The organism is Allobosea sp., assembly GCF_017308015.1.
Classification (GTDB): domain Bacteria; phylum Pseudomonadota; class Alphaproteobacteria; order Rhizobiales; family Beijerinckiaceae; genus Allobosea.
This window is the reverse complement of record NZ_JAFKFW010000024.1, coordinates 37,094-60,664: the sequence shown is the minus strand read 5'-3', so window position 1 is coordinate 60,664 and position 23,571 is coordinate 37,094. Positions and strand designations below refer to the sequence as shown.

At 67.7% G+C, this 23,571-nt stretch carries 19 protein-coding genes; 15 read left to right on the top strand and 4 right to left on the bottom strand.

Annotated elements, in window-relative coordinates:
• Positions 1 to 18: 18 nt before the first annotated feature.
• The 5 genes from J0I42_RS18640 to trxA all read left to right on the top strand — a co-directional run bounded on the left by J0I42_RS18640 (position 19) and on the right by trxA (position 8,442).
• A complete protein-coding gene (locus J0I42_RS18640) occupies positions 19 to 759 on the top strand; it encodes a nucleotidyltransferase family protein (protein WP_291656965.1) in 741 nt (246 codons plus the stop codon).
• Complete coding sequence (addB, locus tag J0I42_RS18635) at positions 752 to 3,859, top strand: double-strand break repair protein AddB (protein ID WP_291656963.1); 3,108 nt, start codon at positions 752 to 754, stop codon at positions 3,857 to 3,859. Before J0I42_RS18640 ends, addB begins: the two co-directional genes overlap by 8 nt.
• The gene (gene addA, locus J0I42_RS18630) at positions 3,856 to 7,350 is read left to right on the top strand and encodes a double-strand break repair helicase AddA (RefSeq protein WP_291656961.1); all 3,495 of its coding nucleotides are present in this window, start codon (positions 3,856 to 3,858) and stop codon (positions 7,348 to 7,350) included. Before addB ends, addA begins: the two co-directional genes overlap by 4 nt.
• Positions 7,347 to 8,006, top strand: a complete 660-nt coding sequence (locus J0I42_RS18625; protein WP_291656959.1) for a DUF1345 domain-containing protein — start codon at positions 7,347 to 7,349, stop codon at positions 8,004 to 8,006. Before addA ends, J0I42_RS18625 begins: the two co-directional genes overlap by 4 nt.
• Before the next feature lie 115 nt (positions 8,007 to 8,121).
• A complete protein-coding gene (gene trxA / locus J0I42_RS18620; RefSeq protein WP_291656956.1) occupies positions 8,122 to 8,442 on the top strand; it encodes a thioredoxin in 321 nt (106 codons plus the stop codon).
• Between the two features lie 77 nt (positions 8,443 to 8,519).
• On the opposite strand, the gene J0I42_RS18615 is transcribed toward trxA, so the two are convergent.
• Positions 8,520 to 8,906 carry a DoxX family protein gene (locus tag J0I42_RS18615; protein WP_291656954.1) on the bottom strand — a complete coding sequence of 129 codons (387 nt, stop codon included), beginning with the start codon at positions 8,904 to 8,906 and terminating at the stop codon, positions 8,520 to 8,522.
• Between the two features lie 253 nt (positions 8,907 to 9,159).
• Between J0I42_RS18615 and J0I42_RS18610 the strand changes: the two genes are divergently transcribed.
• Positions 9,160 to 11,322: a transglycosylase domain-containing protein gene (locus tag J0I42_RS18610; protein WP_465247696.1), complete on the top strand. Its 2,163-nt coding sequence runs from the start codon at positions 9,160 to 9,162 to the stop codon at positions 11,320 to 11,322.
• Between the two features lie 2 nt (positions 11,323 to 11,324).
• Here J0I42_RS18610 and J0I42_RS18605 read toward each other — a convergent pair whose 3' ends face one another.
• Together J0I42_RS18605 and J0I42_RS18600 are read right to left on the bottom strand one after the other, a co-directional pair.
• Positions 11,325 to 12,521 carry a multidrug effflux MFS transporter gene (locus tag J0I42_RS18605; RefSeq protein ID WP_291656950.1) on the bottom strand — a complete coding sequence of 399 codons (1,197 nt, stop codon included), beginning with the start codon at positions 12,519 to 12,521 and terminating at the stop codon, positions 11,325 to 11,327.
• A gap of 98 nt (positions 12,522 to 12,619) precedes the next feature.
• Positions 12,620 to 13,804 carry a diaminopropionate ammonia-lyase gene (locus tag J0I42_RS18600; RefSeq protein WP_291656948.1) on the bottom strand — a complete coding sequence of 395 codons (1,185 nt, stop codon included), beginning with the start codon at positions 13,802 to 13,804 and terminating at the stop codon, positions 12,620 to 12,622.
• Between the two features lie 104 nt (positions 13,805 to 13,908).
• Between J0I42_RS18600 and J0I42_RS18595 the strand changes: the two genes are divergently transcribed.
• Both J0I42_RS18595 and J0I42_RS18590 read left to right on the top strand, forming a co-directional pair.
• Positions 13,909 to 14,388 carry an Lrp/AsnC family transcriptional regulator gene (locus tag J0I42_RS18595; protein WP_291656946.1) on the top strand — a complete coding sequence of 160 codons (480 nt, stop codon included), beginning with the start codon at positions 13,909 to 13,911 and terminating at the stop codon, positions 14,386 to 14,388.
• Positions 14,389 to 14,494: 106 nt separating this feature from the next.
• Positions 14,495 to 16,294, top strand: coding sequence for a chloride channel protein (locus J0I42_RS18590; RefSeq protein ID WP_291656944.1), 1,800 nt, complete (start codon positions 14,495 to 14,497; stop codon positions 16,292 to 16,294).
• A gap of 9 nt (positions 16,295 to 16,303) precedes the next feature.
• On the opposite strand, the gene J0I42_RS18585 is transcribed toward J0I42_RS18590, so the two are convergent.
• Positions 16,304 to 16,819, bottom strand: coding sequence for a haloacid dehalogenase (locus J0I42_RS18585; protein ID WP_291656942.1), 516 nt, complete (start codon positions 16,817 to 16,819; stop codon positions 16,304 to 16,306).
• Positions 16,820 to 16,942: 123 nt separating this feature from the next.
• Between J0I42_RS18585 and J0I42_RS18580 the strand changes: the two genes are divergently transcribed.
• The 7 genes from J0I42_RS18580 to kduD all read left to right on the top strand — a co-directional run bounded on the left by J0I42_RS18580 (position 16,943) and on the right by kduD (position 23,560).
• A complete protein-coding gene (locus J0I42_RS18580) occupies positions 16,943 to 18,058 on the top strand; it encodes an ABC transporter ATP-binding protein (protein ID WP_291656940.1) in 1,116 nt (371 codons plus the stop codon).
• 15 nt (positions 18,059 to 18,073) lie between these two features.
• Complete coding sequence (locus J0I42_RS18575; protein WP_291656938.1) at positions 18,074 to 19,204, top strand: ABC transporter substrate-binding protein; 1,131 nt, start codon at positions 18,074 to 18,076, stop codon at positions 19,202 to 19,204.
• A 187-nt stretch (positions 19,205 to 19,391) separates the two neighbouring features.
• Entirely contained in the window at positions 19,392 to 20,228 is an 837-nt protein-coding gene (locus J0I42_RS18570) for an ABC transporter permease (RefSeq protein WP_291656936.1), read from the top strand.
• Positions 20,225 to 21,040, top strand: a complete 816-nt coding sequence (locus J0I42_RS18565; protein WP_291656935.1) for an ABC transporter permease — start codon at positions 20,225 to 20,227, stop codon at positions 21,038 to 21,040. Before J0I42_RS18570 ends, J0I42_RS18565 begins: the two co-directional genes overlap by 4 nt.
• Positions 21,041 to 21,216: 176 nt before the next feature.
• A complete protein-coding gene (locus J0I42_RS18560; protein ID WP_291656933.1) occupies positions 21,217 to 21,957 on the top strand; it encodes a GntR family transcriptional regulator in 741 nt (246 codons plus the stop codon).
• Positions 21,954 to 22,790, top strand: a complete 837-nt coding sequence (gene kduI, locus J0I42_RS18555; protein WP_291656930.1) for a 5-dehydro-4-deoxy-D-glucuronate isomerase — start codon at positions 21,954 to 21,956, stop codon at positions 22,788 to 22,790. Before J0I42_RS18560 ends, kduI begins: the two co-directional genes overlap by 4 nt.
• Positions 22,790 to 23,560 carry a 2-dehydro-3-deoxy-D-gluconate 5-dehydrogenase KduD gene (kduD, locus tag J0I42_RS18550; protein ID WP_291656929.1) on the top strand — a complete coding sequence of 257 codons (771 nt, stop codon included), beginning with the start codon at positions 22,790 to 22,792 and terminating at the stop codon, positions 23,558 to 23,560. The genes kduI and kduD overlap by 1 nt, the downstream gene beginning before the upstream one ends.
• Positions 23,561 to 23,571 lie beyond the last annotated feature (11 nt).

Genomic DNA, 23,571 nt, shown 5'->3' with positions numbered 1-23,571 from the left:
ATCGACACGGAGATTCGCGTGACCACAACCGCTTCGTCGCCGATCCGCCGGGCGATCGTGCTGGCGGCCGGCCTCGGGCAGCGCATGCGCCCGATTACCGACACGCTGCCGAAGCCGCTGGTGAAGATCGGCGGCAAGGCGATGCTCGACCATGCGCTCGACCGGCTGGCGGAGGCCGGCGTCGAGGAGGCGGTCGTCAACGTCCATCACCTCGCCGGGCAGGTCGAGGCGCATCTGGCTGGTCGGACGCGCCCGCGCATCACCATCTCGGATGAGCGCGGCGAACTGCTCGAAACCGGCGGCGGCGCCAGGAAGGCTCTGCCGCTGCTCGGTGATGGCCCGTTCTTCAGCGTCAACTCGGATTCCCTCTGGAGCGAGCGCGGCGTCTCCAATTTCGGCGCGATGGCCGCTGCCTGGAACGGCGAGACGATGGACATGCTGCTGCTGCTGGCAGACCGCGAGAGCAGCGTCGGCTTCAACGGTCCCGGCGACTTCTTCCGCGATGGCGAGGGGCGTCTGATGCGGCGTGGCGCGGCCGCGAGCGCGCCATACGTCTATGCCGGCATCGCGATCGTGACGCCGGAGTTCTTCGTGGATACGCCGGCCTCGTTCTCGTTCAACCTGCTGTTCGACCGAGCCATCGCGCGCGGGCGCCTCTCTGGCCATGTCCTCGAAGGCCGCTGGCTGCATGTCGACCGGCCGGAGGCGATCGCGCCGGCAGAGGCCGCCTTCGCCGCCGCCCAGCCCATCGATGCCTGAGCTCAACCTGTTCAGCATCCCGGCCGGCGCGCCTTTCCTGGAGGTGTTGGCGCAGGCGATGCTGGATGGCCGGCTCGGCCCGGTCCATGACCCCGCCGATCCCGCCGCGATGGCGCGGACGACGCTCTACCTGCCGACGCGTCGTGCCGCCCGCGCCTTCGCCGCGATCCTCGCGGGAAAGCTCGGCGGCAGGTCGTTGCTGCTCCCGCGCATTGTCCCGCTCGGCGATGTTGACGAGGCCGAGACGGCGCTGATCGGTGCCGGCGCCTGGGCGCAGGAACGCCTTGCCCCGATCGCACCGCTCGAACGCCGCATGCTGCTGACACGGCTGGTCGATGCCTGGGGCCGCACCGCCAATCGCAACCATCTCCGGCTTGATCCGAGCGAACCCGCCCTGGTGCCGGCGACGCTGGCCGAGGCGTATGGGCTCGCCGGTGACCTCGCCGCCCTGCTCGACCAGATGCAGACCGAAGGCGTCTCGGTTCAACGGCTGGCCTCGCTCGACGCCGCCCGCTTCGACCGGGTCTGGCAGCTCAATGCCGGCTTCCTCGCCATTCTCGGCGATGCCTGGCCCGAGATCCTGACCGAGCGCGGCGCCTGCGACCCCGCCGCTTTCCGCAACCGCATGCTCGCGGCCGAACGCGAGAGGCTGCTCGGCGGCGGCGCGACGGGGCCGATCATCGCCGCCGGCTCGACCGGTACGGTGCCGGCGACCGCGCGCCTGCTCGCCGCCATTGCCCGCCTGCCGAACGGAGCCGTGGTCCTGCCCGGCATCGATCTCGGGCTGGATCAGCGCGCCTGGGATGCGATCGTCCGCGAGCCTGCCCCCTCCCATCCGCAGGCGGCCCTGCATCACCTGATGGACACGCTCGAAGCCGCCCGCGACGACGTGCGCGAGCTGTCGCAGCCCGACGCAGCGCGCAGTGCACGGGCGGCGCTGCTGCGTGAGGCGATGCTGCCGGCTTCGGTCACCGAACTCTGGTCCGATGTCGGCGCGCGTGTCCCGGACATGACGGCGGCTAAGGGTTTCGCGGGCATGTGTGTGGTTGAGGCCTCCGACGAGCGCGAAGAGGCCCTGATAGTCGCCATCGCCCTGCGCGAGACACTGGAGCGGCCCGGCGCCCATGCGGCTCTGGTAACACCGGACCGCGGCCTTGCTGAGCGTGTCGCCGTCGAGCTGAAGCGCTGGGGCGTCGAGGTCGACGATTCCGCCGGCCTGCCGCTCGGGCGCTGGCCGGCTGGCTCGTTGCTGCGCCTCATCCTCGAAGTGGTGCTGGCCGAGATGGCGCCGAGCGCGCTCGTGCCATTGCTCGCCCATCCGCTTTGCCGCCTGGGTCTCGGTCGGGATGTGCTGGCGCAGGGCGCCACTGCGCTTGAAATCGGAACATGGCGCGGCCAGGCTGTCGGCCGCGGGATGCCGGGTCTGGAGGCCGCTCTTGGCAACTGGGAGGCGATCCGCGAGAGCGGGCATGTCCCGCGTCCACGCAAGCGCTTGACGACGGAGGATCAGGCCGCCGCCGCCAAGGTGCTGCAAGCGCTGGGGACGGCCAGCGCAGCCTTGCGCGAGGCGTTCGCTGTCGAGGCGCCGTCATTGGCTGCCGTCGTTACGGCGGCGCGCACGAGCGTTACCGCCTTCAGCCTGAGCGAAGCCGGCACGCCGCTCGCCTTTGTCGGCCCGGATGGCGAGGCGCTCTCCGGGCTCTTCGACGAGCTTGCAGGTGCCGAAGCCGTCATGCCGCCGGGCGGGGTGGCGCGGGATTTCGTTGCGATTCTCGATGCGCTGCTGGCGGAGACCGTGGTCAAGCGCGCCACGCCCGGCTATCCGCGCGTTGCGATCTGGGGCTTGCTTGAAGCACGCCTGCTGGAAGCCGACCATGTCGTGCTCGGCGGCTTGAACGAAACCGTCTGGCCGCCGCAGACCACGACCGATTCCTTCATCAACCGGCCGATGCGCGCCGAGCTTGGCCTCTCGCCGCCGGAACGCCGCATCGGCCAGACTGCGCATGATTTCGTCATGGCGGCGCTCGCGCCGCAGGTGACGCTGACGCGCCCGCGCAAGGCGGGAGAGGCCGAGACCATCGCCTCGCGCTTCTGGCAGCGCCTGCAGGCGGTGACGCCGCAGGAAGTCTGGACGAAGGCCGTTGATGAAGGAGAAAAGCTGCTGGCCTTGGCCGGCGCATTGAGCGCCCCCGTAGACGCGCAGCCGATCGGTCGCCCGGCGCCGCGCCCGCCGCGCGATCTCCAGCCGCTCTCGCTCAGCGTCACCGAGGTCGAGACGCTCTATCGCGACCCCTACCAGATCCATGCCCGCAAGATCCTGAAGCTCGACGCGCTCGACGAGCTCGTGGCGGACCCGACGGCGCAGGATCGCGGCAAGCTGCTGCACGGCATCGTCGAGGAATTCACCACGACCTATCCCGAAGGACTGCCGGCCGATGCGCTGGGGCAATTGGTCGGGATCGGCACCCGGCTTTTCGGCGCCTATGACGACGTGCCGGAGGTCAAGGCCTTCTGGTGGCCGCGCTTCCTGCTGACGGCCGGTCATTTCATCCGCTGGGAGGAGCGTCGCCGCGGCGACGTCGCCAGGATCGGCGTCGAGCTCTTCACCGGTGCGAGCTTCCCGCTCGCCGATGGCACGAGCTTCCGCCTGAGCGGCCGGGCCGACCGGATCGAGCTGACGCGCGAACCGGCGCTGCGGATCGTCGATTTCAAGACCGGCGCGCCGCCGAGCAAGGCGCAGGTCGAGAAGGGCTTTGCCCCGCAATTGACGCTGGAGGCGGAGCTTGCCGCGCGCGCGGGATTCGAAGGGCTGGCGGGGGCGACGCCGGTCTCGGCGGTGCTCTACATGAAGCTGCACCACGACCCGAGAGGCTGGGCCAAGGACAAGCCGCTCGAATTCGACGGCGAGCCGCTGGCCGATGTCGCCGCGCGCCATCTCGAACGCCTGCTCGAATATCTCGCTGCCTTGCGCTCGGGCCGCGAGCCCTTCGTCTCGCGCCGCGCGCCCGACTATATCCGCTATGCTAGCCCCTACGATCACTTGGCTCGTGTCAAGGAATGGTCGGCCGCGCCCGGCGGAGACGAGGGGGGCGAGGCATGAAGCTTGGCTGGATCGTCCCGCCGCTGACCAACCAGCGCCAGGCGCAGGCCGCCGATCCCGGCCTCTCCGCCTGGGTCTCGGCCAATGCCGGCTCGGGCAAGACCCATGTGCTGGTCAACCGCGTGCTCCGGCTGCTGCTCGATGATGTCGCGCCGAGCCGGATGCTCTGCATCACCTATACCAAGGCGGCGGCTGCCAACATGGCCAACCGCATCTTCAAGGCACTGGGCAACTGGGCGACGCTCTCGGACGAGGCGCTGAGCCGTGAGTTGGTGAATCTCACCGGGCGCACACCGACGATGGCCGAGCGTGCCAAGGCCCGCCGCCTTTTCGCCGAGGCACTTGAGACGCCGGGCGGCCTGCGGATCGAGACCATCCACGCCTTCTGCACCCGCGTTTTGCAGGCGGCGCCCTTCGAGGCGAACGTGCCGCCCCGCTTCGAGGTCGCCGACGATCTCGCGCAAGCCGAGATGCTGCGTGCGGCGCGGCGTGAATTGCTGGCCCTCGTCGCGGCGGAACCGAACGGGCCGGAAGCGCGCGCGCTCGATCTACTTGCCCGGCTTGCGGCGCAGGACTCGTTCGAGACCATGTTCCAGGAGGCATTGCGCCAGCGCGCGCTGTTCAGCGATGAGAACGGCCGCGCCCGTGACGCCAGCGCTGTGAAGGCTGGCATCGCCGCCTTCCTCGGCATCGCGCCCGACCTCTCGGCCGATGCGATCAGGACACGCTTCCGTGCCGATCTGGCAGCGCTGCCGGGCCTTCATGCTCTGATCGAGGCGCTTCAGGCCGGCAGCGCCACCCGGCAGAATTTCGCGACGAACCTGCGCACGCTGCTCGCCGGGCAGGATGATGGCGACCCCGTCGCTTTTTGCCGCCGAGGTTTCATCACTGAAGCCGGCACGATTAACGCCAATATCCGCGGCAAGGGTAAGTCCGAGTTCGATGGCGCCCTGCTAGCGTCGCTGGAGGAGCTCGCCGCCTGCCTGCTCGGTGCGGCCGAGCAACTGAACGCGGTGGCCATCCGCGACCGCAGCGCAGCGCTCGCCTTGCTGGTGACGCGCATGCTCGCTTCCTACCAGCGCCAGAAAAGCCTGCGCTCGCTGCTCGACTATGACGACCTGATCGCGCGCACGCGCTCGCTGCTGGAGCGGGTCGAGGCCGCCTGGGTGCTCTACAAGCTCGATGCCGGCATCGACCACATCCTGCTCGACGAGGCGCAGGACACCGGCGAGGCGCAATGGGCGATCCTGCGCAAGCTGGCGGAAGAGTTCACCAGCGGTGGCGATCTCCGCGCGAAGCCGCGGACCATCTTCGTCGTCGGCGACGAGAAGCAGTCGATCTATGGCTTTCAGGGAGCGGCGCCCTCCGCCTTTGGCGAGGAGCGCCGTGCGCTCGGCAATCGCATCCGGGCGGCGGAACGGGATTTCGAGGCGATCAGCCTCAACACCTCCTTTCGCTCGGCGCCGGACATCATGCAGGCGGTCGATGCCGTCTTCGCCCTGCCGGAGCATGCGCGCGGCCTCGTCTTCGACGGCGCTGCGCGGCCGGAAATCCACGACACCGTCCGCCGCAATGCGCCGGGCACCGTCGATATCTGGCCGCTCGCCGCCAATGACACAGGCGAGCCGCCCGACGCCTGGACGACGCCGGTCGACGCGCCGGAGCGGCGCAGCGGCACGGTGAAGCTCGCCGAGCGCATCGCCCGCACCTTGCAGCGCTGGCACCGCGACCGCCGCGACGATCTCGGCCATCCCTTCGCGGCGGGGGACGTGATGATCCTGCTGCGCCAGCGCGGCGCGCTGTTCGAGGCGATCGTCAAGGCGCTGAAGGATGCCGAGGTTCCCGTCGCCGGCCGGGATCGACTGACGCTCGCCGAGCACCCGGCGGTGGAGGACCTCGTCGTGCTCGGCCGCGCCCTACTATTGCCGGAAGACGACCTGACGCTCGCCACTGCGCTCAAGACGCCGCTGATCGATCTCGACGACAACGATCTCCTGCGCCTCGCGCCGAACCGCACGGGCTCGCTGCGCGCCGCTTTGCAGGAGGCTGCGGCCGACGAGCCGCGCTATGCCGAGGCCGAAGCGAAGCTTGTCCGTTGGACGCAGCAGGCCGGGCGGCAGGGGCCGTTCCGCTTTTTCGCCGATCTGCTCGGCCCGGGTGGCGGACGCAATCTCGCGCTGGCCCGGCTCGGTGCCGAGGCGGGTGATGCGCTCGATGCCTTCCTCAATGCGGCGCTCGATCACGAGCGCCGTTACGGGCCGTCGCTCGTAGCCTTCCTCCAGCATGTCGCCGGCAGTGCCGCCGACGTGAAGCGCGATCTCTCGGCCAGTGCCGGCGAGGTCCGCGTCATGACCGTGCACGGCTCGAAGGGCCTCGAAGCGAAGATCGTCATTCTCGCCGATCTCGGCGTCGAGCCGGGCGCGAGGCGCCTGCCGACGATTCTGGCCGTGCCGGCGCCATCGGGCGATCTCGTGCCGCTCTGGCCGCCGGCTTCCGCCGAGGATGTCCAGGCCACGACGGCCGCCAAGGCCGCGGTGGTCGCGCAGATGATCGAGGAGCATCATCGCCTGCTCTATGTCGCGATGACCCGCGCCGAGGATCGCCTGATCATCTGTGCCGCTCAAGCCAAGGGCGAGGCCCCGCCCGGAAGCTGGTATGCGATGATCGAGCAGGGGTTGATGCAGTCGGAGGCCGGTCTGAACCCGATCGGCGAGGGCGACGAGGCGATCCTGCGCTTCAGGGTCTCGGCGCCGTCGACGGCGGAAGAGGGTAACGATCGCGCGAAGGAAGACGCGGCTTCGGTTTCCGTCCCGCTTTGGCTGAGCCGGCGCGTCACGCGGGAGGCAGAGCCCCTGCCGCCGCTGAAGCCATCGAGCGCGCTGGCAGCCGCCGATGGCGAGGAGCGGCCGGGCGACGGGCCTTTCCTGGCCGAGGCGGCTGCAGCCGGTCGGTTGGCGCATCTTCTCCTTCAAGTTCTGCCCGGTGTGCCGGAAGCGCGCCGCCCTGCCACGGCAGAGACGCTGGCCGAAGCACGTGGCGGAGCCCTGAGGCCCGAAAGGCGCGCCAGCATCGTGGCTGACGCCCTGCAATTGCTGGCAGCCCCCGCCCTGGCCGGGCTCTTTGCCGCGGATGCCCTAGCGGAGGTGCCTGTGGCGGGTTCGATCCGCCTGTCGGATGGCGAATCGCGCGCCGTCTCCGGGCGGATCGACCGGCTGGCGGTGACGGCGGACAGCGTCGTCGTCGCTGATTTCAAGACCGCGGCCCGGCCACCACGGACGGTCGATGCCATTCCCGTCATGACCGTCGCGCAGCTCGCCGCCTATGTCGCTCTGATGCGGGATATCTACCCGGGCCGACAGGTGCGAGCCCTGGCGATCTATACTGCGAGCCTGACCTGTTTCGAACTGGATGCCGGCCGGCTCGATGCCGCACTTGCCGCTCTAGCCAATAGTGACAGCACCGGCTCTGGCGAGGGAGCGCTCGGACCATGAGATTCGTACCGCACTCCCTGTCCCTGCGTCCGCGCCTGCTGATCGCGCTGGCAGCGGGGGGCCTTCTGGCCCTCCTTCTGCCGGACGACTGGCGCTGGGCGACGCGGTTGCTGGTCGCCTGGGATGCCGGCGCGGCCCTCTATCTCGGCCTGCTGGCGACGACGATGTTCACCGAGACGGTCGATGAGATTCGGGCGCGGGCGGAGCAGCAGGACGAGGGTGCCGTCGCCATCCTGGTCATTTCCTGCCTCGCCGCCAGCGCGAGCCTCGCCGCCATCGCTGTCCAGCTCGCCGGTATCGGAACCATTCCCGCGGGCCAGCGCGGCATCCATCTCGCGCTCGGCGGCGTCACGATCCTGTGTTCCTGGACGCTGCTGCACGCCTTCTTCACGCTGCACTATGCCGGCATCTACTATCGCGGCGGCAAAGCCGAGCCCTGTCTCGTTTTTCCCGGCAAGGGTAAGCCCGATTATATCGATTTCCTGTATTTCTCCTACACGATCGGCTGCACCTCGCAGACCTCCGATGTGGGCGTGAGCACGCGGCAGGCGCGCGGGATCGTACTGGTACACTCGGTTCTGACCTTCATCTTCAACACCTCGATCCTGGCGATGGCGATCAATGTCGGTGCCAGCCTGGTCTCGGGCGGGTCGTGACGCGCTCGCTTCACTGCCGCTTTGCGGTGCACGCGCCTTGACCCCGGGGGCCGGCATTCATAGCTTCGCTGGCGAAGGGCATGATGCTGCCCATGGAATCGAAAGGCGGCCAGTCATGGCAACGAGCAAGGTAACCGACGCGAGCTTCGAGGCCGACGTCCTGAAGTCGTCCGAGCCCGTCGTGGTGGATTTCTGGGCTGAATGGTGCGGTCCCTGCCGCATGATCGGCCCGGCGCTCGAGGAGATCGCGACCGAGCTCAACGGCAAGGTCAAGATCGTCAAGATGAACGTCGACGAGAATCAGCAGATTCCGGCCCAGTTCGGCATCCGCTCGATCCCGACGCTGATGCTGTTCAAGGACGGCAAGCTCGCCTCGCAGAAGGTCGGCGCCGCTCCCAAGAGCGATCTTTCGCGCTGGATCTCCGCAGCGGTCTGATTCGCTGAATTCAGGCATGAAAAAGGCCCGCTTCCGGTGAGGAGGCGGGCCTTTCCCGTTTCTGTGCGGCCTGAGCCTCAGCCCTTGCGGGATTCGACGGCGAAGGCGCCGGGGCCGGCGGTGGCGATGTAGAGGAAGATGAAGCAGAACAGCATCGCCGCCTCGCCGCCGTTAAGCAGCGGGTAGAATCCCTTAGAGCCGTGGGCCATCCAGTAGGCGACGGCCATCAGGCCCGACAGGACGAAGGCGGCCGGGCGGGTCAGGAAGCCGACGAGGACCAGGGCGCCGCCGACGACCTCAAGCACGCCGGCGATCCAGGGCAGCGATAATGCGGCCGGCATGCCCCAGGACGGCGGAACCGGAAAGCCGAACAGCTTCTGCGTGCCGTGCGAGATGAACGTCAGCGCGGTGAAGATGCGCAGCAGGCCGAGCGTATACGGCGCGTAACGGGACAGAGACTGCATGCAGGGGTCCTTGCTTCGGATATCGTGAGGATTGATGGTGTCGTCGCGGGTTCTAGGCGAGCCGTCCGAGTTTGCGCAATATCCCGGTCGATGACGATTTCGTTTGCGTGTTTGCAAATCGCATCACGTTTGCGCGACGGGTCGAAGTCCCCCGCCGCATTGCACGCTTTACGAACCCTTAAAAGCGCCATGTTTGAATCCTGTGTGACCTGACCGCATTGCGAGGCGGCTTGGCGGCCGAAAACGGGGCAGGATGAACGACCGGATTGCACGAGGTGAGCGGCGCGAGCCCTCCTTTGGTTATGAGCGTGGCGAAAGCCATGTGGACGGTGACATGCGCCTTTCTCCCGACGATCGCCCGACCCGCTTCCGCAACGCCCCGGCGCCGCCCGAGCCCAGCCGGCAGCTCCGCAATCCGCCGAAGCGCGACAAGCGCGGCGGTGGTGGGGGAGGCGGCGGCAAGCGCCGCGGCCGTCGCAGCCGGCGCACGTTCCTGGGCGGCCTGTTCTACTGGACTATGGTGCTCGGCCTCTGGTGCGCTATCGGCGTGGGCGGGCTCGTCGCCTATCACGCCTCGCAATTGCCGCCGATCGACCAGCTCACGGTGCCGAAGCGGCCGCCGAATATCGCGATTCTCGCCGCCGACGGCTCGCTGCTCGCCAATCGGGGCGAGACCGGCGGGCGCACCATCACGATCGGCGAGGTGCCGCCCTATCTGCCGCGCGCCTTCGTGGCGATCGAGGACAGGCGGTTCTACGAGCATTTCGGCATCGACCCGATCGGCATCACCCGTGCGCTCGTCACCAACCTGCGCGGGCGCGGCGTGGCGCAGGGCGGCTCGACGCTGACCCAGCAGCTCGCCAAGAACCTGTTCCTGACGCAGGAGCGCACGGCGGCTCGTAAGATCCAGGAGGCGATCCTGGCGCTCTGGCTGGAGCGCACATACACCAAGGACCAGATCCTCGAACTCTATCTCAACCGTGTCTATTTCGGCTCCGGCGCCTATGGCGTCGAGGCGGCCGCGCAGCGCTATTTCAACAAATCGGCGCGTTCGGTCACGATCGCCGAGGCGGCGATGCTGGCAGGCCTCGTCCAGGCCCCGTCGCGGCTCGCGCCGAACCGCAATCCCGACGCGGCCGAGAAGCGTGCCCAGCTCGTCATTGCCGCGATGGCCGATCAGGGCTTCATCACGCAGGCCGCGGCCAAGAGCGCGCTCACGGCACCCGCCGAGGTGCCTGAGCGCGTCGGCGCGGGCTCCGTGAACTACGCCGCCGACTACGTCATGGACGTGCTCGACGACTTTATCGGCGCGGTCGAGGGCGACGTCACGGTTCTCACCACGATCGACACCAAGCTCCAGGGCTCCGCAGAGACGACCCTGGTCGAGGCTCTCTCGACGCAAGGCGCCAAGCTCAACGCCTCGCAGGGTGCCGTGGTTTCGCTCGCGCCGGACGGGGCGATCCGCGCCCTGATCGGCGGACGCGATTACACGAAGAGCCAGTTCAACCGCGCGACCGCCGCGCATCGCCAGCCAGGCTCGTCCTTCAAGCCCTTCGTCTATCTCACCGCGATCGAGAAGGGCATGACGCCGGACACGATCCGCGACGACTCGCCTGTTTCGATCAAGGGTTGGGAGCCGGAGAACTATTCACGCAATTTCCGCGGCCCGGTGACGCTCCAGACCGCCTTTGCCCATTCGCTGAACACGGTCGTCGCCCGGCTGATCCAGGAGGTGACGCCGCGCGAGGTGGTGCGTACGGCACAGCGCCTCGGCATTACCTCGTCTCTGCAGGCCAATCCGTCGCTGTCGCTCGGCACCTCCGAGGTGACGCCGCTCGAGATGACCGCTGCCTATGCCAGCTTCGCCAATGGTGGCCAGTCGGTGCTGCCCTATGTCATCCGTGAGGTCCGCTCGACCAATGGCAAGGTCGTCTACGCCCGCAAGGCCAATAATTTCGGCCCGGTGATCCAGCCGCAGACGCTGGCGATGATGAATACCATGTTCCATGCGGTGATGACCGGCGGCACCGGCTCCAAGGTTAATCTTCCTGGCTGGGAGGTCGGCGGCAAGTCGGGCACGACCCAGGACTACCGCGATGCCTGGTTCGTCGGTTTCACCGCGCGCCTCGTGACGGCGGTTTGGGTCGGCAATGACGACAACACGACGATGAAGCGCGTCACCGGGGCCGGCCTGCCGGCCGAGATCTGGGGCAAGTACATGAAGGCGGCCCATGCCGGCGCCCAGCCCATCCCGTTGCCGGGCGGATTCTGGCAGGGCGCGCCGAAGACGATCGGCGATGGTGCGCCGGTGGCAGACGCTCGGGTTCCTGCGCCGGTCCAGCCTCAGGGCGACAGCGGCTGGGTCCGTCCGGCGCCGCAGGAGCGCAATTTCTTCGAGCGGCTCTTCGGAGGCTGAGCCTACGCCTTCGCCGCCCGGATACCGCGCGTTGCGCGGAACAGGACGAGCGCGGTCACGCCCAGCGCCGACATCACCAGCGGCAAGGGCAGCGCTGCGTTCTGGAGCAGGTGGCCGACCAGCAGCCCGACGCAGGCCGAGAGCAGCATCTGGCAGAGCCCGTTGAAGGACGATGCGGCGCCCGCCCGATCTGGGAAGGGCATCATCGCCGAAGCCTGAGCCTGCGGCATGGTCAGCCCGACGCCGCAGGCATAGAGCGCCATCGGCACAACGACGCCCGCCGCCCCGCCGAAGCCGGTCAGCACCCCCACCAGCATCGCGAGGCCGCCGCCGGCGAGGCAGGCGACGCCGATGGCGATGACCCCGTCCATGCCGCGTCGCCCGACCAGGCGCTGTGCGATGATCGTGCCGGTGATATAGCCGAGCACGCCGAAACCGAAGGAGAAGCCGTATTCGATCGGGGTCAGACCGTAGACGCCGATCAGCACGAAGGACGAGCCTGAGATGAAGGCGAAGAGCCCGGCATAGGCCAGCGCCGTCAGCGCGACATAAACGCGGAAGGCGCGGTTGTGCAGCAGCGTGCCGAAACCCCTGAAGATGCCGATGAGGGAGAGCGGCTGCGGCGAGCGCGCCCGCAGCGTCTCCGGCATCACGGTGACGATCACGACGGCCAGTACCAGCCCGAAGGCGAGCGAGGCGAGGAAGGTCGAGCGCCAGCCGAAGGCGACCTGCAGCACGCCGCCGATCACCGGCGCCACTGCCGGCACCAGCCCCATGATCATGCCCATGCGGGCGAGTTCGCGCCCGGCACGCGGCCCGTCATAGAGATCGCGCACCATGGCGCGGCCGAGCACGATCGGCCCGGATGCTCCGAGGGCCTGGAAGGCCCGCGCCGCCGTCAGCGCGCCGATCGAGGGCGCAAGCGCACAGGCCAGCGTCGCCAGTCCGAACAGGCCGAGGCCGGCGAGAAGGACGGGCCGGCGCCCCAGCCGGTCCGAGAGCGGGCCCCAGAGGATCTGCCCGGCAGCGAAACCGAACAGGAAGGAGGAGAGCGTCGCTTGTGCACCGGCAACGTCCGTTTCCATCACCCGCGCGATCTCCGGAAGGGAGGGCAGGTAGAAATCGGTCGAGAGCGGGCCGAGCGCCGTCAGCATGGCGAGGACGGCGGTCATCGCCAGCGTATCGGGACGAAGCTTCATGCACGGCCTCCGGAGCGGCCCGGAAGGACCGTGATGCCCTGCTACGACGTCAGCCGGTCATCCGGCAATGGCTTGAGCGCGCAGCACCACCCGCGAGATCACGCGACCTCTTCCGGCTTGAGACCGACGAGCTCGGTATACCGTGCCGGGTCCGTCGCTCCCTCGGTGTTGACGAGAAAGACGCGGGAATGGCCGTCGAGCTTCAGCGCCGCGCGCGCCTGTGGATCGCGCAAGGCCGCCAGCAGGCCGGCGAGCCCGGCCGAACCGCTTTCCCCGGCGACGATGGCGGGGTCGCCGGCGGTCGGCCGGGCGAGGCGGTTCATCGCCTCGACGGCGTCGGAATCCTCCGCCGTCATGAACGCGTCCGCCGCGCGGTAGAGCACGCGTAGCGCGAGCGGCGAGGGATCATAGCATTCGAGCATCGCCATCACGGTCGGCGCGCCATGCGCGATCTTTCCCGGCTGGCCGCACTTCGCCGCCTCGAAGAGGCAGGCGGCGCGCGACGGCTCGACCACCGTGAAGAACGGCCGCCCTGCGCCGAAGCTGGTTTGCATCTGCGCTGCGAGCGCAGCCGCGATGCCGCCGACGCCGGCCTGCACGAAGACATGGCTCGGCCGCTGCGGCATCTGCGCCAGTACCTCGCGGGCGATGGCTGTATAACCTTGCATGACCAGCCCGGGGATGCGCTCGTAACCTTCCCATGAGGTGTCGGAGACGATGGTCCAGCCGCGCTCTGTCGCGACGCGAGCGGCTTCGACCACGGAATCGTCATAGGTGCCATCGACCCGCACCATCTCAGCACCGAAGCGGGCGATGGCCGCGACGCGCTCGTCGCTGACGCCGCCGTGGACGAAGATCACAGCCTTTGCGCCAAGCAATTGCGCGCCTTGCGCCACCGAGCGGCCATGGTTGCCGTCGGTGGCGCAGGCGAAGGTCATGCCGGCGGCAGCCTCGCGGACGGCGGGATCGTTCATGTCGGCATCGCTCAAGCGGCGCCCGAGCTTCTCGGAAGCCGCCTCCAGTGCGAGCCGGATGACTGCATAGGCGCCGCCGAGCGCCTTGAAACTGCCGAGCCCGAGGCGCTGACCCTCGTCCTTGATGAAGAGCGCGCCGATACCGAGCGCTGTGGCGAGGCCCGGCAGGCTGTGCAGCGGCGTCGGCACATGGTTCGGCCGCTCGGCCAGATGCGCTGTGATCGCGTCCGCTCCGGCCGGCCCCAGCGTCTCGACATCCTCGGGATGCAGGGCGGAGCGATAGTCCGGGTGATGATTGAGCAGGAACATGGCGGCCTCGTCTGGCTGGATTTCCTGAATGGATATTGCATCCCAGGTGAAAAAGGCGCTGGATTTACCCGCTACCCTTGCAAGTTTCTTTCTCAGGATGAGGCATGGCCGAGCCGACCGCTCATGATCTCGACGCTTTCGACCGGGCGATCCTCGCGATCCTCCAGCAGGACAATGCCACGCCGCAGCGGGTGATCGGCGAGCGCGTCAACCTGTCGGCTCCGGCTGTGCAGCGCCGCATCCGTCGCATGGAGGCAACCGGTGTCATCCGCGCCAATGTCGCGGTTGTCGATCCCGCCGCGCTCGGCCATCCGATCACGCTCTTCGTCGAGATCGAACTGGTCAGCGAGACCGCGCCCGATATCGACGCGGCCAAGAGCGCCTTCCTCGCCGCGCCGGAGGTGCAGCAATGCTACTACGTCACCGGCGAGGTCGATTTCATGCTGGTGGTGCTGGTGCCGAGCATGGCGGCCTACGAGGCGCTGACGCGACGCCTCTTCTTCGCCAATCCGAACATCCGCAAGTTCCGTTCCTTCGTCGCCATGGATCGGGTCAAGACGGGCCTTGCGGTTCCGATCGGGTAGCCGTCCCGCGACAGGGGCGGGGCCACGATTGCAACCCTGTCTTGTTCCCGCCGCTTCGATATGCGACCGCGGGCTGACGTGACGAATAAGCCTGACGGGCCTTGCCGTGATCACCGTGAAAGCCACCGAAACGCCGGCCGCGACAGGTAATGCACCGCAGGGCTGGCGCACGCTCGTCCGCTCCAGCGAGATCGGCATCGTCATGCTGGCCAGCGTGGTGGGCGTCCTTGCGGGGCTCGTCGTGCTGGCGATGTCCTTCACCACCCAACTCCTGCATGAGATGATCTTCGAGCTGGGGCAGGGCCAGAGGCTCTCGATCACGACCACGATCCCACCTTGGCGAGCGATGGCCGGGCCGGTCTTCGGCGGTCTCGCCATCGGCTGTGCTTCCTGGCTGTTCTTCCGTCGGCGCAAGCAGCCGATCGACCCGATCGAGGCGAATGCGCTGCATGGCGGGCGCATGTCCTTGCGCGACAGCGTCTTCGTCGCGCTCCAGACCATGGGCTCCAGCGGCGCCGGTGCCTCGGTCGGGCTCGAAGCCGGCTATACGCAGGCGGCGAGCGGGCTGGCCTCGCATATCGGCCGCCGTCTGCGCCTGCGCCGGGCGGATATGCGCCTGATGGTCGGTTGCGCGGCCGGCGGCGCCATCGGAGCCGCCTTCGATGCGCCCCTGACCGGCGCCTTCTATGCCTTCGAGCTGATCCTCGGCAGCTATTCGATCGCAGCCTTCGTGCCGGTGATGGCCGCGACCTTCATGGCGACCGTGACCCATAGCCTGCTCGCGCCGGCACTGCTCGCCGTCGAGGTGCCGCCGATCGGGGCGATCACCATGGCGAACCTGCCTCTGGTCGTTCTGCTCGGCGCGGCCTGCGGGCTCGTCGGCATCGTCGTGATGCGCGCCGCCGCCTTCGTCGAGGCAGGTTTCAGGCGCTCGCGGATACCGACCTGGCTCCGGCCTGCCTTCGGAGGCCTCGTCGTCGGCGCGCTGGCGGTCTGGAACCCTTCCGTTTTTTCGGCGGGCCATGGCGCGATCAATCTTTATCTCGGCATCGAATCCAGCTTGCTGCTCTTCGCGCTGGTGCTCGTTGCGAAGGCGCTGGCTTCCTCGGTCTCGATCGGCTCCGGCTTCCGCGGCGGTCTGTTCTTTGCTTCGCTGCTGCTTGGTGTTCTCACGGGGCGCCTCTTCATCGGTCTCCTGACGCTGGCCTTCCCGAACCTCGCAGGCCACGAGACGCTGTTCGCGCTGGTCGGGATGAGCTCGCTCGCGGTTTCGATCGTCGGTGGGCCGATGACGATGACGCTGTTGGCGCTGGAAATGACTGGCGATCTCAAGCTGACCCTGGCCGTGGTCGGCGCGGCCGGCGCGGCCTCGCTGGTGACGCGCCGTCTCTTCGGGTTCTCTTTCGCGACCTGGCGCTTCCACCTGCGCGGCGAGAGCATCCGCGGCGCGCACGATGTCGGCTGGATGCGCGATCTCACTGCCGGCAGCATGATGCGTCTCGAGGTGCCGAAGATCGCGGTCGACGCCACCATTGCCGAGGCCAGGCTGAAATACCCGCCGGGTTCGACCAGTTATCTCGTCGCGGTCGGGCCCGGCGACGCCTATGCGGGCATGGTGCCGCCGGGCGCACTTTACGAGCCGGATCCGGCGCTGGACGAGGAGGCGGCGGCCGAGCCCGCGCCGCGCACCGTGCGCCATCTCTTGCGCAACCCGGACCGGATGCTGCTCGCCGAGATGTCGGTGCGCGACACGCTGAAGCTGTTCGAGGCGGCCGAGAGCGAAGCGCTGCCTGTGGTGGCGGATCGCGACAGCCGCCGCCTCGTCGGCATCCTCAGCGAGGCGCATGCGATCAAGCGCTACAGCGACGAGGTCAGTCGCCGCAATCGCGAGCTGACCGGGGAATAGCCCGAAGGCTCAGGCCGAGCGCAGCGCGACGCTCGTGACGACCTGCCATTTGGCGATCGGCACGTCCTGACCGGAGGTCACGATGCCGATCCGGTCGAAGCGGATCGCGCGGCCGGCGAGACGGGTATTGATCTCGGCGATGGCCGCAGCCTTCGCTTCCGCCTCGACCGGTCCGTAGAGCAGCGAGACATGCGGCATGAAGCTCGCGAAGCCCTCCGGATCGAGCGCCTGTTTCAGCTTGGCCAAGGCCGGCGAGACGGCGAAGCGGGCATAGAACGAACGGAAATAGGCATCGCTCCCTTCGACGAGCGAGACCGGCTCCGCGAAGGTCTCGACCGCAGCGGCAACGGCGGTGGTCACCTGTTCCAGCAGATCGGGCGTCGTCTCGGTGTCGCCCTGCAATGTCAGATGTGGGGCGAAGAGCGGGGTGCCGAAACGGCGCGACAGGTCGCCGACGATACCGGCCAGTAGTGCTTCGTCGGAAGCTGCCGGCATCAGCCAGAGAGAATGAATCCGCACTGTCATCCGAGTTTCACAAAGCTCTTGCATAGACTGCGCCCCGTGCGTAACGTTTATTTCAACTGAGCCAATGATGGAAGAAATATTCCACCATCAGGCGATAAGAGCAGAACCGGGGGAGTAGGCGCCTTGCAGCCGGAAACGCAAGCGGGAGCGGGTAGTGGCGCAGCCATCGGCGTGCGTGGCCTCAAGGTCGCCTATGGCGGTACGCGCGTGCTGCATGGCATCGATCTCGACTTCACGCCCGGCAGCTTCACGGCCCTCCTTGGCTCTTCTGGCTGCGGCAAGACCACGCTGCTGCGTTCGCTCTCCGGCTTCGTCCCGGTCGAGGACGGCTCGATCGTCGTCGGCGGGCGCGATGTCGCCGGCCTGCCGCCGGAAAAGCGCGGCATGGCCATGGTCTTCCAGTCCTATGCGCTCTGGCCGCATATGACCGTGCTCCAGAACATCGGCTACGGCCTGAAGCTGCGCGGCAAGTCCAAGTCCGAGATCGCCGCCAAGGTCGGCGAGATGCTGAATTTCCTCGGACTCGCCGGCTATGAGGACCGCAAGGTCACGGCGCTTTCCGGCGGTCAGCGCCAGCGCGTCGCGCTCGGCCGGGCGCTCGCCATCGACCCCGGCATTCTCCTGCTCGACGAGCCGCTCTCCAATCTCGACGCCAAGATCCGCATGGTGATGCGCCACGAGATCCGCGCCATCCAGCAGCGCCTCGGCCTGACCGCCGTCCATGTCACCCATGATCGCGAGGAGGCCATGACCATGGCGGACCGGCTGGTCATCATGCAGGCCGGCCGGATCGCGCAGGTCGGTACGCCAGAGGAGGTCTATGACCGTCCTGCCAGTGCCTTCGTCGCCAATTTCATGGGCGCCGAAAACGTCCTGCCGCTCAGCGTCCAGCATGGTGAAGGCCAGGCTTCCGTCATCTCCGGTGTCGCCCGCGCGACGCTAGCAGGCAACGCCGCGGCTGCCCTGCCGAACGGCGAGGCGCTCGCCTATTTCCGCGACGATGTCGCGAGCCTCGACGCCTCTGACGCGACTGCTGCTGGCGGCGACCTCGTCGTCCCCGGCACCATCGCCGCGCGCGCCTATCCCGGTGGCATCTACCGCTACAAGGTCGAAGCCGCCGGCCGCCAGATCACGGTCGACGATGTCGCCCGTCACGAACTCGGAACGAAGGTCGGGCTGCGCATTCCGCTGCAGCGCCTTCACATCTTCCCGGCGACCGAGGCCGGGATTGCCGCCTGACAGGGAGTCAGACACATGCGCATCCTCACGCTTGCCTGCTCGCTCGCCGCGCTGATCGTGGCCTCGCCGCTATCCGCGCAGACCCTCAACGTCGCCTCCGCCGGCGACCAGAACATGGTCGACTACGTCAAGGACTATCTCGGTCCGATGTTCGAGAAGGCCAATCCCGGCGTGAAGGTCGTCTCGGTCGGCACCGGTCCGGGCGATTCCGGCTCGCAGAAGATCTACGAGAAGCTCGACGCCCAGAAGGGCGCGGCCACGACCGATTTCGACGTCGTCGTCATCCACCAGAAGGCTGCCGGCCAGATGGTCAAGGAAGGCCTGCTGAACAAGTACACGGCCAATGTCGAGACGGCGAAGCTCGCCACCGGCGACAATGCGAAGAACTCGCTGGGCACGGACGTGAGCGGCTTCGTCATCCCGATGTTCCAGTCGCAGACCGCGCTCGCCTACAATGCCGACATGGTCAAGACGCCGCCGGCGACCTTCGCCGAACTCGCCGACTGGGCCAGGAAGAACCCCAAGCAGTTCGGCTATAACGGCATCAAGGGCGGCATGTCCGGCGTCTCCTTCGTCGCCGGCTGGGTCTATGCCTTCGGCGGCGACGCCGACAAGCTGATGAAGGGCCCCTATGACGCGGCCACCAAGACGAGCTGGGACAAGGCCTTTGCCGACCTGAAGGAGTTCAACAAGAACGCCGTGATCACCCCTGGCAATGCCGGCACGCTCGACATGCTCAACCGCGGCGAGATCGCGATCGGCCCGGTCTGGGTCGACATGTTCTATTCCTGGCAGGCGGACGGCAAGCTGCCGCCGAACATGAAGTTGAAGCTCGTTTCGCCCGGCATGCCCGGCCAGCCGATGTACTACGCCGTGCCGGAGAAATCGGCCCAGAAGAAGCTGGCCGAGGCCTTCATCGCGCTCGCGACCTCGCCGCAGGTGCAGGCTGACGGCATCGTCAAGAAGTTCAACTGGTATCCGGGCATCGATGCCAAGAACCTCGAAGGCAAGCTCGACAAGGCCGCCTGGGACAAGCTCTTCACCGACGTGACGCCGGCCGAGCTTGCCGCCAACGGCAAGCCCTTCCCGATCGCCCCCTATTTCAACGACATCCTCGAGGGCTACGAGAAGAAGGTCGCGAACTGATCCATTCGCGCCCGGGATGATGCGAAGAAACACCGCGTCATCCCGGGCGTAGCGAAGCGCAGACCCGGGATCCATTCCGGAACGGTTCAGGCATGGATCCCGGATCGGCGCGGCTTCGCCGCTTGTCCGGATGACCTCGCGGTTCCGGATGCCCGCCACCCATTCGCCGCGGAGAGCGCCGCTCGCCATGAGCCTTTCCCAACGCAATCTCGCTCTGCTGCTGATCGCGCCCGGCCTCGCGCTCGTCGCGGCGCTGTTTCTCTATCCGCTCTGCTTCTCGCTGATCTCGGCCTTCACCGGGCCTGAAGGCGGCTTCTCGCTGCAGGCCTTCGGCAAGGCCTGGGAGCTTTATTCCGGCGACGTCGTCTTCACCGTCGTCATCGTGCTTGCCTCCTGCTTCTTCACCGGGCTCGCCGCCATCATCATCGCCGGCACGCTGACGCTGGGCGAGAACCGCTACATCGTCGGCACGCTGAAGGCGCTCTATCGCTGGCCGCTCTTCATCCCCTTCATCGTCGCGGCGCAATGCATGCGCACCTTCCTCGCCAAGAACGGCTTGATGAACAACATCTTCGTCTCGATGGGTTTGATGGAGCCGTTGCAGGCGGTGAGCTTCCTCGACTGGCGCGGCATCATCGCGACCTTCGTCTGGAAGCAGACGCCCTTCGTCGCGCTGCTTTTGGCCGGCGCGCTCGCCGCACTCGATCGTGCGACGCTTGAGGCCGGCCGCAATCTCGGCGCCTCGCGGATGCGCGTCCTCGTCGAGCTCGCCTTGCCGCAGGTGATGCCGCAGCTCCTCGTGGCGCTCGTCCTCTCCTTCGTGACGATGCTCTCGGTGCTCTCGGTGCCGATGATGGTCGCTGGGTCCCAGCCGACCATGCTGACCGTCGACATGGCCTTCCGCATCAACGCCTATGGCGACTACGCCACCGCCAATGCACTCGGCGTCATCACTTATCTGATCTCGGCTGGCGCTGCGATCATCTACCTCAAGCGCGGCATGGCGAAGGAGGGCACGCCATGATCCGTGCCGTCTCCGGCCTGCGCATGGTGCTTGCGGCCTTCGCGCTCGCGGCCTTCGCCTTCTTCCTGATCGGGCCCCTGGTCAATCTGGCGCTCTGGTCCGTCGCCGAGCGCTGGTACACGCCCTACAAGCTGCCGGTCGTCTACGGCACGCGCTACTGGGAACAGGTCTTCCGCCCGACCGGCGACGCCATGGCCTCGCTCGCGACCTCGGTCTGGATCGCGGTCCTGACGGTGCTCGTCGCGCTCGCGCTGTCGATCCCGGCCGGCTATGCGCTGGCGCGACTGAAACTGCCGGCGCGCGCTTCCTTCATGGTGCTCTTCCTGCTGCCGCAGGCTTTCCCTTCGGTCGCGATCTACATCAACGTTGCTCGTGTGTTCTATTCGCTGGGGATCAACGGCACGGTCTTCGCCGTGGTGCTCGTCCATGCCGCGCACGGCCTGGTCTATTCCGTCTGGATCGCGGCGGCAGCCTTCGCAGCGGTCGACAAGGATCTCGAGCTCGCCGCGCGCAATATCGGCGCCTCGCCGCTGAAGGCCTTCTTCTCGGTGACGCTGCCTCTGGCGGCGCCTGGCATCATCGCCAGCGGCATCTTCGTTTTCCTGGAATCGCTCGACGAGTTCACCGGCACCTTCTTCGTCGGCGTGCCGCAGGTCACGACCTTGCCGCTCCTGCTCTACAACGCGGCGATGGGCGGCAATTATCAGGTCGCCTCGATCACGGCACTGATCCTGCTCGTGCCCTCGGTGCTGTTCATGCTGTTCATCGAGCGCTTCCTGCGCGCCGACGTTCTCGCCAAGGTCGGCGCCTGAGCTCAACCGCCTGACATCACGCGACATCTCGCCGATCGCCAATAAGGGCCGCTGCCTCCGCAGCGGCCCTGATGCGTTTCGCGATCTCGAAAATCGGCTTGATCGCAATTAATATACTAGTATATGAATCGCGAAACAAAGCCTCGGGAGGGCGCGCATTGACGGCTGGCGGCATCATGGCTGCAGGTTCGGGCTCATCGGGACGGCGTACGGCCGCGGCGGTGATCCGTGACGCGTTGCGGGCCGAGATCGTCTCGCTCGCCATTCCGCCCGGCACCCCGATCGTCGAGAAGGATATCGCCGAGGCCCATGCGGTCAGCCGCACGCCGGTGCGCGAGGCCCTGCTCAAGCTTGCTGATGAGGGGTTGGTCTCGATCTTCCCGCAATCGGGCACCTTCGCCTCGCTGATCCCGTTCCGGGCGCTGCCCGAGGCGCTGGTGATCCGCCGCTCGCTGGAGGAGACCTGCGCGAGGCTTGCGGCCCAGCACGGCGCCGGCCGGGCCGACAGGCTCGTCCGCATCATGGATGAGTTGGCTGCGCGCGCAGATCGCGGTGAGCGCGAACTCTTCCACCAGTCCGACGATGCCTTCCACGCCGGCGTTGCCGAACTCGCCGGCTATCCCGGCATCTGGCGCTTCACCCAGCAGGTGAAGCTGCAGATGGATCGCTTCCGTCGGCTCACCCTGCCGCAGCAGGGCCGCATGGAGCGCGTGCTGCGCGAGCACGGCGCGGTGGTCGAGGCGATCCGCCGCGGCGACGCGGAAGCCGCGGCCCATGCCATGGGCGAGCATCTCGGCAAGCTCTTCGACGACCTCGACGCGGTCGCCGCCCTCAACAGCCCCTATTTCGACATGGGCGACGGTTCGGAGCGGCCACGACGCGCTGCCTCGCCGGTCGCGCGACTGGAGACGACATGACCATCGACATCCGCCAGGTTTCGCATCCGGAGGCCGTGAAGGGCTTCGACACCGCGGAGCTGCGCCGCCACTTCCTGATCGAGACGCTGTTCGTCGCCGGCGAGGTCAGGCTGACTTACAGCCATCTCGATCGCGTCGTCGTCGGTGGCGCCATGCCTGGGGCCAACCCCGTCGTGCTGCCGACGCCGAAGGCCGTCGGCACCGATGCCATCCTGAAGCGCCGCGAACTCGGCATCGTCAATGTCGGTGACCCCGGCAAGGTCTCGGTCGGCGGCAAGGATTACGCGCTCGCCAAGCGCGATGCGCTCTATGTCGGCAAGGAAGCCGGCGAGGTTTCCTTCGCCAGCGACGATGTTGCGAATCCGGCTAAGTTCTACCTGCTCTCCACCCCGGCCCATGCCGTGCACCCGACCAAGGTGATCCGCGAGGCCGACGCCAAGACGCTGCATCTCGGCGAACAGGCGACTGCCAACAAGCGCACGATCCGCCAGTACATCATCCCCGGTGTCTGCGAGACCTGCCAGCTCGTCATGGGCGTGACCACCCTCGACGAGGGCAGCATCTGGAACACCATGCCCTCGCACACGCATGACCGGCGCTGCGAGATCTATCTCTATTTCGACGTGCCCGCTGACGCCCGCGTCTTCCACCTGATGGGCGAGCCGCAGGAGACCCGCCACCTCGTCGTCGCCAACGAGCAGGCCATCCTCTCGCCGGGCTGGTCGATCCATTCCGGCGTGGCGACGCGGGCCTATTCCTTCATCTGGGGCATGGGCGGCGACAATGTCGACTATACCGACATGGACATGGTCGCGACCGGGGACCTGCGCTGATGGCCGCGCCCTTCGACCTGACCGGCCGGACCGCGATCGTCACCGGCGCCAATACCGGGCTCGGCCAGGCGATCGCAGTTGCGCTCGCGCAGGCCGGCGCAGGCATCGTCGCGGTCGGCCGTTCCAGCATGGCCGAGACGAAGGCGCTGGTCGCGGAAACTGGCCGGCCCTTCCATGAGATCACAGCCGATCTCGCGACGCTGGAGCCGATCGCCCGCGTCGTGGAGGAGGCGGACGCCGCCGCGAAGGCCGACGGTTCGCGGCTCGACATCCTCGTCAACAATGCCGGCATCATCCGCCGTGCCGACGCCATCGACTTCACCGAGGCCGACTGGGACGCGGTGATGGACGTCAACCTGAAGTCGACCTTCTTTCTGACGCAAGGGGTCGCGAAGCGCATGCTCGCCGACGGTAAGGGCGGCAAGGTGATCAACATCGCCTCGCTGCTCTCCTTCCAGGGCGGTATCCGGATTCCCTCCTACACCGCCTCGAAGAGCGGCCTTGCCGGGCTGACGCGTCTGCTCGCCTGCGAATGGGCGGGGAAGGGCATCAATGTCAACGCCATCGCGCCGGGCTATTTCGTCACCAACAACACGGAAGCCCTGCGTGCCGATCCCGCCCGCAACGAGGCAATCCTCGCGCGCATCCCGGCAGGCCACTGGGGCAAGCCGCAGGAGCTCGGCGGTGCCGCCGTGTTCCTCGCCTCGGACGCCGCTGCCTACATCCACGGCGTCGTCCTGCCAGTCGATGGCGGCTGGCTCGCGCGCTGACGGGAAGGGGG